The 11,843-nt window shown below is 69.4% G+C and carries 14 protein-coding genes; 4 read left to right on the top strand and 10 right to left on the bottom strand.

The genetic code is table 11. The annotated features are described in order from the left end of the window. Positions 1-27: 27 nt before the first annotated feature. From P6897_RS05015 to P6897_RS05005, 3 genes are all read right to left on the bottom strand, one after another. Entirely contained in the window at positions 28-1,704 is a 1,677-nt protein-coding gene (locus P6897_RS05015) for a ribonuclease J (protein ID WP_269266686.1), read from the bottom strand. 52 nt (positions 1,705-1,756) lie between these two features. Further along, positions 1,757-2,734 carry a 4-hydroxy-tetrahydrodipicolinate synthase gene (dapA, locus tag P6897_RS05010; RefSeq protein ID WP_112613743.1) on the bottom strand — a complete coding sequence of 326 codons (978 nt, stop codon included), beginning with the start codon at positions 2,732-2,734 and terminating at the stop codon, positions 1,757-1,759. 157 nt (positions 2,735-2,891) lie between these two features. Further along, positions 2,892-3,734: a type IV toxin-antitoxin system AbiEi family antitoxin domain-containing protein gene (locus tag P6897_RS05005; protein WP_282502284.1), complete on the bottom strand. Its 843-nt coding sequence runs from the start codon at positions 3,732-3,734 to the stop codon at positions 2,892-2,894. Positions 3,735-3,957: 223 nt separating this feature from the next. Here P6897_RS05005 and P6897_RS05000 point away from each other — a divergent pair, with 223 nt between their 5' ends. After that, positions 3,958-4,497 carry an NUDIX hydrolase gene (locus P6897_RS05000; RefSeq protein ID WP_282502283.1) on the top strand — a complete coding sequence of 180 codons (540 nt, stop codon included), beginning with the start codon at positions 3,958-3,960 and terminating at the stop codon, positions 4,495-4,497. A 30-nt stretch (positions 4,498-4,527) separates the two neighbouring features. Here the strand turns inward: P6897_RS05000 and thyX are convergent, their stop codons facing one another. Then, entirely contained in the window at positions 4,528-5,280 is a 753-nt protein-coding gene (thyX, locus tag P6897_RS04995) for an FAD-dependent thymidylate synthase (RefSeq protein WP_282502281.1), read from the bottom strand. 74 nt (positions 5,281-5,354) lie between these two features. On the opposite strand from thyX, the gene P6897_RS04990 reads away from it, so the two are divergent. The 3 genes from P6897_RS04990 (at position 5,355) to P6897_RS04980 (ending at position 7,243) form a co-directional block, all read left to right on the top strand. Continuing rightward, on the top strand, positions 5,355-5,789 hold the full coding sequence (locus P6897_RS04990) for a thioredoxin family protein (protein WP_181574138.1): 435 nt from the start codon (positions 5,355-5,357) through the stop codon (positions 5,787-5,789). Positions 5,790-5,910: 121 nt separating this feature from the next. Beyond that, positions 5,911-6,336 (top strand): OsmC family peroxiredoxin, encoded by a 426-nt coding sequence (locus P6897_RS04985; RefSeq protein WP_023951786.1) that lies wholly within the window; start codon positions 5,911-5,913, stop codon positions 6,334-6,336. Continuing rightward, the gene (locus P6897_RS04980; protein WP_114587983.1) at positions 6,329-7,243 is read left to right on the top strand and encodes a TIGR01777 family oxidoreductase; all 915 of its coding nucleotides are present in this window, start codon (positions 6,329-6,331) and stop codon (positions 7,241-7,243) included. Before P6897_RS04985 ends, P6897_RS04980 begins: the two co-directional genes overlap by 8 nt. Position 7,244: 1 nt before the next feature. On the opposite strand, the gene P6897_RS04975 is transcribed toward P6897_RS04980, so the two are convergent. The 6 genes from P6897_RS04975 to P6897_RS04950 form a co-directional block, all read right to left on the bottom strand. Further along, complete coding sequence (locus tag P6897_RS04975; protein ID WP_282502280.1) at positions 7,245-7,694, bottom strand: tetratricopeptide repeat protein; 450 nt, start codon at positions 7,692-7,694, stop codon at positions 7,245-7,247. Further along, positions 7,691-8,506: a 4-hydroxy-tetrahydrodipicolinate reductase gene (gene dapB / locus P6897_RS04970; RefSeq protein ID WP_282502279.1), complete on the bottom strand. Its 816-nt coding sequence runs from the start codon at positions 8,504-8,506 to the stop codon at positions 7,691-7,693. The genes P6897_RS04975 and dapB overlap by 4 nt, the downstream gene beginning before the upstream one ends. Before the next feature lie 10 nt (positions 8,507-8,516). Continuing rightward, positions 8,517-9,338 carry a TSUP family transporter gene (locus P6897_RS04965; RefSeq protein WP_112615043.1) on the bottom strand — a complete coding sequence of 274 codons (822 nt, stop codon included), beginning with the start codon at positions 9,336-9,338 and terminating at the stop codon, positions 8,517-8,519. Positions 9,339-9,402: 64 nt separating this feature from the next. Continuing rightward, a complete protein-coding gene (locus P6897_RS04960; RefSeq protein ID WP_282502278.1) occupies positions 9,403-9,990 on the bottom strand; it encodes a GrpB family protein in 588 nt (195 codons plus the stop codon). 4 nt (positions 9,991-9,994) lie between these two features. Further along, positions 9,995-10,594, bottom strand: a complete 600-nt coding sequence (locus P6897_RS04955) for a histidine phosphatase family protein (RefSeq protein ID WP_112613727.1) — start codon at positions 10,592-10,594, stop codon at positions 9,995-9,997. Between the two features lie 85 nt (positions 10,595-10,679). After that, complete coding sequence (locus P6897_RS04950; RefSeq protein WP_240309668.1) at positions 10,680-11,687, bottom strand: aldo/keto reductase; 1,008 nt, start codon at positions 11,685-11,687, stop codon at positions 10,680-10,682. Positions 11,688-11,843: the final 156 nt, after the last annotated feature.

Here is an 11,843-nt window from a genome sequence, read left to right as displayed (position 1 = left end):
TCCCCCATTACCGCGGAACGACGCGGGTCAGGCCTCGATGACGACCGGGACGATCATCGGGCGACGTCGGAGCGACTGATTCACCCAGCGGCCGATCGTGCGGCGGACGACCTGTGAGAGCGCGTGGTTGTCTCGCGTCCCCGATTGCACGGCCTCCGCGAGCGCAGCCGCGATCTTCGGCTTGACGCCCTCGAACACCGCGTCGTCCTCGGCGACACCACGCGCGTGGATGTCCGGGCCGCTCACGACTCGTCCCGTCTTGCCGTCCACGACGACGATGACCGAGATGAAGCCTTCCTCGCCCAAAATCCGACGGTCCTTGAGATCGGCGTCGGTGATCTCGCCCACGGTCGAGCCGTCGACGTACACGAAGCCGATGTCGAGCTGGCCGACGACCTCCGCGACGCCGTCCTTGAGGTCGACGACGGTACCGTTCTCGGCCAGGATCGTGCGATCCTCCGGAACGCCGGTGTCCTGCGCGAGTTTCGCGTTCGCCATCAGGTGACGGTACTCCCCGTGCACCGGGAGCACGTTGCGCGGCTTGAGGATGTTGTAGCAGTACAGCAGCTCGCCCGCGGCGGCGTGTCCCGACACGTGCACCTTGGCGTTGCCCTTGTGCACGACGTTCGCGCCGAGCTTGGTCAGCCCGTCGATGACGCGGTAGATCGCGTTCTCGTTGCCCGGGATCTGGCTCGACGCCAGGATGACGGTGTCTCCCGGCCCGGGCTCGATCGCGTGCTCGAGGTTGGCCATGCGCGAGAGCACGGCCATCGGCTCGCCCTGGGAGCCCGTCGACATGTAGACGATGCGATCGTCGGGCAGGTCCTTGGCCTTCTTGTAGTCGATGAGCACGCCGTCGGGGACGTTGAGGTACCCCAGGTTCTCGGCGATGGTCATGTTGCGGACCATGCTGCGGCCGAGGAAGGCGACGCGGCGACCGTTCGCGGCCGCGGCATCCACGACCTGCTGCACGCGGTGCACGTGGCTCGAGAAGCTCGCGACGATGACACGGCGCGGCGACTTGCTGATGACCTGGTCGAGAACGGGACCGATGCCGCGCTCGGTCGGCGTGAAGCCGGGGACGTCCGCGTTGGTGGAGTCGACGAGGAACAGGTCGACGCCCTCCTCGCCCAGTCGCGCGAAGGCACGCAGGTCGGTGATGCGGCCGTCGAGCGGGAGCTGATCCATCTTGAAGTCACCCGTCGCGAGGACGAGCCCCGCGGGGGTACGGACGGCGACCGCGAGCGCGTCGGGGATCGAGTGGTTGACCGCGATGAACTCGAGGTCGAACGGACCGACCTGCTCCTCCTGCCCCTCGGTGACCGTCAGGGTGTAGGGGCGGATGCGGTGCTCCTTGAGCTTCGCCTCGATGAGGGCGAGCGTGAGTCCCGAGCCGATGAGGGGGATGTCACCCTTGAGCTTGAGCAGGTAGGGAACCGCCCCGATGTGGTCCTCGTGGCCGTGGGTCAGGACGACACCGACGATGTCGTCGAGGCGATGCTTGATCGGCTCGAAGTCGGGCAGGATCAGGTCGACGCCCGGCTGGTGCTCCTCGGGGAAGAGCACGCCGCAGTCGACGACGAGGAGCTTGCCCTCGTACTCGAAGACGGTCATGTTCCGGCCGACCTCGCCGAGGCCTCCGAGCGGGTACACCCGCAGCGTTCCGGGTTCGAGAGCGGGCGGGCTGAAGACGTTCGTGGGCATTGGCACGCTTCCTCGGGACGCCGACCTATGCGGCATCCTCATTTGTTTTCGTCTAGCGGGTCGTCCCGTGCACCTTGGGCAGGGCACCGCCGGCGGCGGCGTTACGGTCGGGACGGAAGTTGGAGAAGTCGGCGCCGGGGACGCCCGAGACGAGGGCGAGCTCGTCCTCGATGATGGCGGCCTCCCACTCTTCGGGGCCGACGAGGGGCAGCCGCACGCGTGGGCTCGAGATGCGGCCCAGGCCGTGCAGGATGTACTTCGCACTCACGGTGCCCGGGACGTGCGTCATGACGGCGCGCACGAGGGGCTCGAGGCTCTTGTGCGCCGCGGTCGCCGCGGCGAGGTCGCCCCGGTTCACCGCGTCGACGATCGTGCGGTACGGGGTCGCGGTGATGTTCGCCGTGACGCCGATGAGGCCGCTCGCGCCGATGGAGAGGTGCGGCAGCACGTTGGCGTCGTCACCGGAGAAGTACATGAGGTCGGTCTGGTTCAGCACGCGGCTGACCTCGCTGAAGTCGCCCTTCGCGTCCTTGACCGCCAGGATGTTGGGGTGCTTGGCGAGGCGCAGGATCGTCTCGTACTTGATCGGAACACCCGTGCGTCCGGGGATGTCGTAGAGGATGACCGGCAGGTCGGTCGCATCGGCGACGAGGCGGAAGTGCGTCAGGATGCCGGCCTGCGTGGGCTTGTTGTAGTACGGCGTGACGATCATGATGCCGTCGGCGCCGGCCTTCTCGCTGGCCTTGTACAGCTCGATCGCGTGCGCGGTCTCGTTCGAGCCACCGCCCGTGATGATCTTCGCGCGACCGGCGGAGACCGACTTGCCGACCTCGACGAGGCGGAGCTTCTCGGGGTCGGTGAGCGTGCTCGTCTCGCCCGTCGTACCGGTGACGACGATGCCGTCGGCGCCGGCGGTGATGACGTCGTCGATGTGCTTCTCGACGGCGGGCCAGTCGACCTCACCGTCGGCGGTCATGGGAGTGACCAGCGCGACGAGGACCTGTCCGAAGGGATTGCCCGAGTGCGTCATGGTCTCAGGGTATCGGTTCCGCCTTTGCATCGCGTATGACCGACGGGCTGACTCCTGGTCGCCGATACGTTCGCAGGACCGGAGGTGCTGGTGGCGGCATGGCAGCGCCGCGAGGCGACATCCGCCCCGCCGGTCCGACGGATGTATCGCGACTGCGTCAGCGGCGTCGGCGGATCGCGTCGAGACGCGCGAGGACGGCTCGCTCGACGCGGGGCCAGTCGAAGACGACGAGGGCATAGTCGAAGCGCAGAGTCTCGTAGCCGATCGCCGCCGCTTCGGCGTCGCGCACGAGATCCTTGTGCCGCAGCGACGTGCCCTCGTGGTTGAGACGGCCGTCCACCTCTATGATGAGGCACCCCGCGACGAGGAAGTCGACCCGCCCCACGCCCGGGATGAGCACCTGACTCTCGACGGAGATGCCCAGCCGCGAGAGGCGCAGCCGCAGGAGGGACTCGAGCCCGCTGTCGGCATCGGGACGAGCGAGATCGACGAGGTATCGGAAGCGGGCCGGGAGCGCCAGGCGCACCTCCGCCCGGTCTGCGCGCGTGAGCAGGCCGAGCCGCCACGCCGACTCGAACGCCACGAAGAACACCTCCGCACCGAGGCATGAGGCCGCCTGCACGAGCGCGTGGACGAGCGAGACGGCACCGAATGCCGCTGGGTCCCCGTCGTGATGCGTGACGCAGCGGCATCCCGGGTGCGCGTGCACCCGCCCTGCACGCCCGACCCGCACGTGCAGGCGTCCCTGCGGCTCGAGCACCCACACGCCGCGCCGTCGCAACGCCGAAGCGCAGCACACCTCGCCGCCGTGGGCAGCGGCTTCGAGGACAGCCGGCTCGGCATCCGGAACCGCGTAGACACCGTGCCGGACCCTGATGAGCGCGCCCCTCTCGACCGCCCGCGCCAGCTGCAAACGAGTGACGCCTCGCGAGGTCAACCAGCGCGACCGCACGCACCCGCCCATCGCACGGATTCTCGTGGCCAGTTCGTATCCGGTCATTCACCGACGTTCGCCGCGAACGCGATCTCGTCGCTCCGGACATCGGCCGTCTGTGGAGGGAGCGGACCCGCTGCGGACTGGGGAGGAGCGCCGAGCGACCTCGAGTCGGATACAACCGTCGGACTCGCGGTGCAGGATGCGCCTCAGGGGCCGGCCGACGCGACACCAGCCCCGCCGGTCCGACAGATGTATCGCGGGGCGAGGGGCCCCCTAGGGTAGCGGCATGGCGTGGACGACGCGAAGCACCCGCACGACGTACGAGAACCGGTGGATCTCCGTTCGCGAGGACGAGGTGACCGGGCCGGCGGGAGACGGAATCTACGGCGTCGTCGAGATGCGGCATCCGGCCGTCTTCGTCGTGGCCGTCGACGAGCAGGACCGAGTCTGCTTCGTGGAGGTCGACCGCTACACGACGGGGCGTTCGCTCGAGGTGCCGGCGGGCGGGACTGACGGCGAGGAACCGCTCGTGGCTGCGAAGCGCGAACTGCTCGAGGAGACGGGCCTCGTAGCCGCCTCGTGGGAGGCCATCGGCCGGATGAATGCGCTCAACGGCATCGCGGTCGCCCCGGAACACGTCTTTCTCGCGCGCGGCCTCGCCGAGGCGGAGGACGCGGCGTCATCCCAGCGGGAAGAAGGCATCGAGCGCGTCGTGTGGATCCCGTTCGCCGAGGCCGTGCGTCAGGTCGCCGAGGGACGGATCGACGACGGCGAGACGGTCGCGGCGCTCGCGTACGCGGGCATCAGCCTGGGCCGATTCGTCTGAGTCGGTCCCGCGACGTCGCCCTCCGACCCGTCAGGGAGCGACGCGGCCGTTGGCGTTGAATGCCGCATGCGTGAGCGGCATGAGCTCGCGCCAGAAGGTCTCCATCTTCTCGGCGCACATCTCGATCTCGCGCTGCGGGAACGACGGGAAATGCGTTCCCTCGACCTTGGTCCGCAGCGACAGGAAGTTCATCAGCGAACGGGCGTTGACCGTCACGTACATCGACGAGTAGATGTTCAGCGGCAGCACGATGCGTGCGACCTCGCGGGCGACGCCGGCATCCAGCATCAGCCGGTAGGCCTCGTACGCCTGGATCGACGCCTGGCGCGTGCTCTCGTCGACGACGGCGAACTGCTCGTCGGTGCCGGGCAGGAACTCGTACGCGCCCGGCTTGCCGACCTGGTTGAGATTGCGCTCCCGGGCGGGGACGTAGAACACCGGGCGCAGCTCGCGGTAGCGGCCGGACTCCTCGTTGTACGAGGCCATGCGGTGCCGCATGAACTCGCGGAACACGAAGATGGGCGCCTGCACGTAGAAGGTCATCGAGTTGTGTTCGAAGGGCGAGCCGTGGCGGTCGCGCATGAGGTAGTTGATGAGGCCGCGATCGCGACCGGAGGCCTCGGTGCCGGCGGCCGCGGCATCCAGGGTCTGCTCCCCCTGCGTCGACACGCGAGCCGCGAACAGGACGTCCGAGTCGGCGGCACTCGAGCGGATGAGCTCGACCGTCACATCGCTGCGGAACTCGATCTCGGGGCTGGTCGGGGTCTGCTCGGCGTCGCTCACACTCTCAGATTACCCCCGGCGCCCGAGTGCTTCCGGCTCCCCCCGAAGGTCTACTCTGGGCTGTTGTGGAACTCATGGCGGTGGCGGTCGTCCTGGCCTGTCTGTTAGCGGTAACAGGCGGGATCGGAGTCTTCCTGCGGTGGCGCGCCTCACGGCCCTATCCCATCCCGCGTTTTGATGTCGTCGACCCGCGTCGACTCGGCGCCGACCCCGATGCCCTCGGTCGAACGGCGACGCTCCTGCAATTCAGCAGGGAGACCTGCCACCGGTGCCCCGCGGTGCATCGCACGCTCTCGGAGATGGCCCGGGAGACCGACGACGTCGTCCACCTCGACATCGACGTGACCGACCGCCCCGACATCGCGCGTCGATTCCAGATCGCGCAGACGCCCACCACGCTCGTCCTCGACGGACGGGGGGTCGTGCGGACCAGATTCGGCGGCGCACCGCGACGGGATGTCGTGCACCTCGAGATCCTGCGACTGCGGGCCGACTCCGCCTCGGTCTGAGCCCGCCGACGGACCCTGTCAAGACGTTCCGACGGGCGGCCGACCGACTTAGGCTCGACGCGAGCGCACACCGCGCCGTCTCGATACGGCACCCGAGGTGCCATCTGCGAACAGGAGAGTCATGAGCGTCACGAGCGAAGCAACCACCAGCTGGAAGGGCAGCCTCACGGAGGGGTCGGGACAGATCGCCCTCGAGAGCTCGAACCAGGGCCCGTTCGAGGTCAACTGGAAGGCGCGCAGCGAAGGCTCCAGCGCGGTGACCACCCCCGAGGAGCTGATCGCCGCCGCCCACTCCTCCTGCTTCTCGATGGCTCTCTCCCACGCTCTGGCCGAGAACGGCACGCCGCCCGAGTCCGTTGAGACGACGGCATCGGTCACCTTCATCCCGGGCACCGGCATCACCGGCTCGCACCTGAACGTCAACGCCGTGGTCCCGGGCCTGTCGGCCGAGGACTTCGACCGGCTGGCCCAGGAGGCCAAGAGCGGATGCCCCGTCTCAGCCGCCCTCGCGGGCATCGAGATCACCCTCGAGGCGACGCTTGGCTGATCAGGGCTCGGCGGGCCGTGTCGTCGTCGCGGGTGCGTCCGGTCTGATCGGACGCGCCCTCGTCGACGCGCTGCGCGGTGACGGGATCGAGGTCACGCGTCTCGTCCGCCGCTCCCCTGTCGCCGCCGACGAGGTTCAATGGTTCCCCGGAGAGCGCCCGCTCGACCCCGCGGTGCTCGACGGGGCCCGCGCCGTGGTGGGGCTCAACGGCGCGAGCATCGGTCGCTTCCCGTGGACCCGTTCGTACAAGCACGAGCTCGTGTGGTCGCGGCTGCTCCCGACCGAGACGCTCGCAACAGCCGTCCGCGCGCTCGGATCGGATGCGCCGGTGTTCTTGTCGTCATCGGCCGTCGGCTACTACCCGACCCGGCCCGGCGTCCGCATGACCGAGACCGCGCCGCGCGGCGACTCGTTCCTCGCCGATCTGTGCGGGGAGTGGGAGGCGGCTGCACTGACCGCTCGTGAGCACGCGCGCGTGGTCCTCCTGCGGACGGCGCCGGTCGTGCATCCCGAAGGCGTGCTGAAGCCGCTCATGCTGCTGACCCGAGCGGGTCTGTCGGGACCGATCGGTCGAGGCACGCAGGTGTGGCCCTGGATCTCGCTCGTCGACGAGGTCGCAGCCATCCGTCACCTCATCGACGCCGACGTCGCCGGTCCGGTCAACCTCACCGGGCCGACGCGCGCGACGGCCAACGACCTGGGCTTCGCTCTGGCCATGAGGATGAACCGCCCATACCTGGTCCGCGCTCCCGAGTGGGGGCTCCGCCTCGTCCTCGGACGCGATGCGACCGAGGCGCTGCTGACCAACGACACCGACGTGGCTCCAGCGGTCCTGCAGAAGTCGGGCTTCGTCTTCACGCATGAGCGCGTGGAGGACGCTATCCGCGCCGTCGTCCCGCCGCGCTGAATCAGGCGTTCCGCTCGGCTCGCTCGAGGGCGATCGCCGTACGGACCGCCTGTCGTGCGCGCCGGCGGTCGCCGGCGCCGTCGTAGGCGAGGCCCAGCCGGAACCACGCTCGCCAGTCCTCGGGCGCCTGCTCGACCGCTTCTCGGTAGCGCGGGAACAGGGCGTCGGCCTCGGCGCGGTCCGGTCGGCCGCTCGGAGCGAGATCGATGGTCTCCACGGGAAGCGCCGCCTCCTGCTCGAGCCGCTTGCCGAGCCGCGACGCGCTCGCGCCGAACACCAGCTCGCGCCATAACGCCCATGCGGCGATGACCGGAAGGACGATCAGCGCGACGCCCATCGCGATGCCCACGGGCTCGCCGGACATGACGAGCAGCACGGCGCGTTGCGCGACGAAGACGATGTAGATGGCGAGCAGCGCCGCCATGATCAACGCCAGGATGCGGGCGCTCATGCTCCGGTGGCTCGCGCGACCTGACCCGGGACGTCGCCCTCGTCGGTCGGCGCGTTCTCGTTCGTCGCGGCGGGCGGCCGGATCCCGATGTCGATGAAGCTGTCGAGCCCGACGGTGATGCCCCGCGCGTCTCGGGCGGCGTCGAGCGCGATTCGGATGCCGGGCTCATAGGCTCGCGCGGGCTCGATCGTGTCGTGCACGATCGACAGGGCCTCGCCCGGGCCCGAGAGGATCGTCTCCTGGCGGGCGATGACGCCGGGCCGGCGCAGCGAATGGATCGGGACGCTGGCGACCTTCTGTCCGCGGGCGCGCTGGTCCGCGTGGGGCGACTCGACCGGACCGACGCCGGTGCGGGCAGCGGCGATGAGCTCGGCCGTGCGGACTGCGGTACCGCTCGGAGAGTCGACCTTGGTGTCGCGGTGCGCCTCGATGATCTCGATCGAGGGGAAGAGCGAGGCGGCTGCAGCGGCGAGGGCGCTGCCGACGACCGAGCCGAGCGAGAAGTTGGGGATGAAGACGACTCCGACGCCCGCAGCATCCGCAGCGGGGCGGATCTGCGCGATCCGCTCCTGCGACCAGCCCGACGTGCCGACGAGCACATTGAGGCCGCGCTGGATGGCTGCACGCACGACATCCGTCGACACGGCCGGGGTCGAGGCGTCGACGACGAGGTCGGCGCCGTCGAGCTCGTCGAGGCTGCTGCGGCTCGTCAGGACCGCCGAGATCTCGAAGCCCTCCGACGCCTCGATGACGTCTCGGATGATGCCGCCGAGCTTTCCGGTGCCGCCCACGAGGGCCACGCGCGTGGTCATGACCACCAGCCTACGCGGGCGCGAACTGCATGAACGTGTCCCAAGCGAGCTTCACGACGAGGATCGACAGCACGACGAGGAACACGATCCGCACGAAGCCGCTGCCGTTCTTCGTCGCCATGCGAGCGCCGATGAACCCGCCCGTCATGTTCGCCGCCGCCATGACGACGGCGAGCAGCAGGAGGATCTCGCCGTGCACCCCGTAGACGAGGAGCGCTGCGAGATTCGTGGTGAGATTGGCGATCTTGGCGTTGACGCTCGCCTGGAGGAAGCCGTATCCGAGCACGGCGACGAGCAGGATGACGAAGAACGAACCGGTGCCGGGACCGAGGATGCCGTCGTAGAAGCCGACGACGATTCCGATGAGCGCCGAGCGCCACACGATCGCCGCACGCGACTCGTGGCGCGGCTCGTGGTTCAAGCCCATCTTGGGTTTCAGCAGCGTGTAGATCGCGACCGCCACGACCGCGACCAGCACGATCGGCGTCAGCAGTTCCCGCGGGACGTAGCGCGACAGCGCGGCCCCCACGGCCGACCCCCCGAATGCGCCGGCCACAAGCGGCACGAGGAGGACCAGTTGCACGCGGATGCGGCGCAGATAGACCCAGCTGGCCGAGAGCGTGCCCGCGAAGGACGACAGCTTGTTCGTCCCGAGGATGAAGGGCGTCGCGACATCCTTGGGCACGCCGATGACGAGGGCGGGGAGCTGGATCAGCCCTCCCCCGCCGACGACCGCGTCGACCCAGCCGGCCACCCCGGCCGCGACGATGAGGAAGATCAGCGCGGAGACGGAGACGGGAAGCCAGTCGGCGAGCAGAGGACCATCGAGCACCGATCGATTCTCCGGTTCGGTGCGCGCCGCGTCCAATCGGCAGGAGCCGGGCTCGCGCCGCGGATCAGCCGTGCATGTTGCTGAAGAACGCCGTCTTCGCTCGGGTGTAGTCGTCGTAATCGGCCTTGCCCGCGTTCGCAGCCGACAGTCGGCGCTTGAGGTCCTGATAGTGAGCGCTGAGCACGGGGTCGGCACAGAGGGCGTCGCGGAATCGCACCGTCTCGCGCGCCCATGGCGAATCGGAGCGGCGCACGTGCAGGATCACGTCGGCGCCGCGCGCGACGAACAGCCGCTTCTCCCAGACCTCATCGGGAACGTCCTCGGCACCACGCGGGATGTCGCGGCTGACACCGGGAGAATCAGGCCGAGACCCCCACTCGCGACGGAAGCCCACAGGTCCCAGTCGCGCGCTGAGCTCGTCCTCGGCCGGCAGGGGAAGGATGCTGACCTGGAGATCGATGATCGGCTTGGCGTCGAGTCCCGGTACCGCGGTCGACCCGATGTGGTCGAAGCGGGCGGCGTCGACTCCCGGCAGCCCGACGAGAGCGTTGTGGACGCGATCGAGGATCGCCCGCGCCTCGACGGCCCACGCGGGATCATGCGGCTGAAGCTGCGCGGGGTTACGGGGCTCTTCGGCGGGCGCCTCGGCCATCGGCTCAGACGGGAAGGATGTCGGGAAGGCCGGTGCGCAGCTCGACAGGGAGGTGCGAGAGGTCGTTGTGCGAGACCATCGTCCAGGGGCGGCCGGGGCGCTGCGCGAGCACGGTCAGCCCGCAGTGAGCCTGGTTGATCGTCAACCACCGCCAGTCGGGCGCCTGCAGCACCTCGCGCACGAACCAGGCGATGACGAAGTTGTGGGTGATCAGCAGTTCGTGGGCGTCGGGCTTGCGAGCGAGGAACTCCCCCACCGCATCCGCCATCTGCGCTGCGCCCGCCTCGGTCTCGGCCTCGGTGTACGACCCGAAGAAGGGCTCGTAGGCGGCGGGCGTATCGGGCGTCATACCGGTCGGGACGCAGTCGAACAGCAGAGACGACGCCTGCGGAGCCAGGGCCGGCAGGCGCTTGGCGACGGCGCGCGCCGTCTCTTGGGCGCGCTCGAGCGGCGAGTGCCAGACGGCGTCGAGGGGAACGCCGGAGATGCGATCGGCCAGCAGCTCGGCTTGACGGCGTCCACGCGGCGAGAGCGGGCCGTCTTCGAGACCGTGCTCGGCGTCCTGATGCTCTCCGTGGCGCACGAGGTAGAGATACTGCGTCACAGAAGCTCGATTCGAAACGATGAACAGGGCGCCATCCACCCTACGTCACCCCTCCGACAGGCGCTCCGCGGGATCACAGATCGGCTCACTCCACGGCGCGCGCGATCTCCGCGAGGTGCGAGCGACCGAGCCGGGCGCCGACACCCTGCACGAGCTGGTCGACGTGCGCGGGCCGGCTCGCATTGACGATCGGCGCCGTGACGACGCGCTGCGCGAGGAGCCAGGAGACCGCGATCGCTGCCGTCGAGACCGACAGCTCCTCCGAGATGCGGTCGAGCGCCTTCAGCGTCCGGGCGCCGCGACGGTTCATCCATGCGGCGAGCTGCGAGCCGCGCACCGATGACGACAGACCGGAACGATCGCGATGGCTCCCGGTGAGGTAGCCGTGCTCGAGAGCCTGCGAGGGCGTCACCGCGAGGCCCTGGGCGCCGGCGATGAGACGCAGGTCACCGTCGAACTCCGACCGGTGCAGCAGGTTGTAGGGAACATCCAGTGCGGCGAAACGCGGGTATCCCGCGGAGGACAGGATGCGGGCCTCGACGAGCTGCATCGCGGTGTATCCGGCCGCTCCCAGCGCTCCGACCTTCCCGCTCTCGACGAGCCATTCCGCCGTCGCGAGAGTGTCTTCGAGCGCCGTGACGCCGTCGGTCGCGGCATCCAGGTACAGCAGGTCGATGCGATCGATGCCCAGCCGGCCGAGCGACGCCTCCACCGACCGTACGAGATTCACCGAGCCGAGCCCAGGATTGTCGGGGTTGCCCCCCACCCGCACCGTGACGACGATGTCGTCGCGGTTTCCCCGACTGGAGAGCCAGCGGCCGATGATGTGCTCGCTGCGACCCGAGGCGTAGCCGTCGGAGGTGTGCAGGGCGTTGCCGCCGCGCTGCACATAAGCGTCGAGGACGGCGTGGCTCGCTGCGAGATCGATGGTCCACCCGAACTCGGAGCCGCCGAGGATGAGGGGGAAGATCCGCTTGCCGGTCTCGGCCAGGTCGACGCGGATGTCGGCGCCCACGGGCTTGCCGTGCACCGGGATCGGGCTGGAGGGATGCACGGCCGCGGCGGGCGCACCAGCGGCTGCGACCTGAGCCACCCGGTCCCCCGACATCACACACCTCCGTCGACACCGAGGAATCGCGGGGCGCGGCTCCTCGGCGCGCACTTCGAGAGTAGGACACCCCGCACCGGTGGGCGCGTATTGTCGCGAACGGGCCGTGAATTCCAGATAACTGTTTCATCACGGCCGCTC

The organism is Microbacterium sp. BDGP8, from assembly GCF_029991045.1.
Classification (GTDB): domain Bacteria; phylum Actinomycetota; class Actinomycetes; order Actinomycetales; family Microbacteriaceae; genus Microbacterium; species Microbacterium plantarum.
This window is presented reverse-complemented; position numbering and strand designations above follow the sequence as displayed.

Coding starts and splice junctions, on each gene's coding strand:
- P6897_RS05015 (WP_269266686.1), bottom strand. CDS start 1,704: ATGCCCACGAACGTCTTCAGCCCGCCCGCTCTCGAACCCGGAACGCTG.
- dapA (WP_112613743.1), bottom strand. CDS start 2,734: ATGACGCACTCGGGCAATCCCTTCGGACAGGTCCTCGTCGCGCTGGTC.
- P6897_RS05005 (WP_282502284.1), bottom strand. CDS start 3,734: ATGACCGGATACGAACTGGCCACGAGAATCCGTGCGATGGGCGGGTGC.
- P6897_RS05000 (WP_282502283.1), top strand. CDS start 3,958: ATGGCGTGGACGACGCGAAGCACCCGCACGACGTACGAGAACCGGTGG.
- P6897_RS04990 (WP_181574138.1), top strand. CDS start 5,355: ATGGCGGTGGCGGTCGTCCTGGCCTGTCTGTTAGCGGTAACAGGCGGG.
- P6897_RS04985 (WP_023951786.1), top strand. CDS start 5,911: ATGAGCGTCACGAGCGAAGCAACCACCAGCTGGAAGGGCAGCCTCACG.
- P6897_RS04975 (WP_282502280.1), bottom strand. CDS start 7,694: ATGAGCGCCCGCATCCTGGCGTTGATCATGGCGGCGCTGCTCGCCATC.
- dapB (WP_282502279.1), bottom strand. CDS start 8,506: ATGACCACGCGCGTGGCCCTCGTGGGCGGCACCGGAAAGCTCGGCGGC.
- P6897_RS04960 (WP_282502278.1), bottom strand. CDS start 9,990: ATGGCCGAGGCGCCCGCCGAAGAGCCCCGTAACCCCGCGCAGCTTCAG.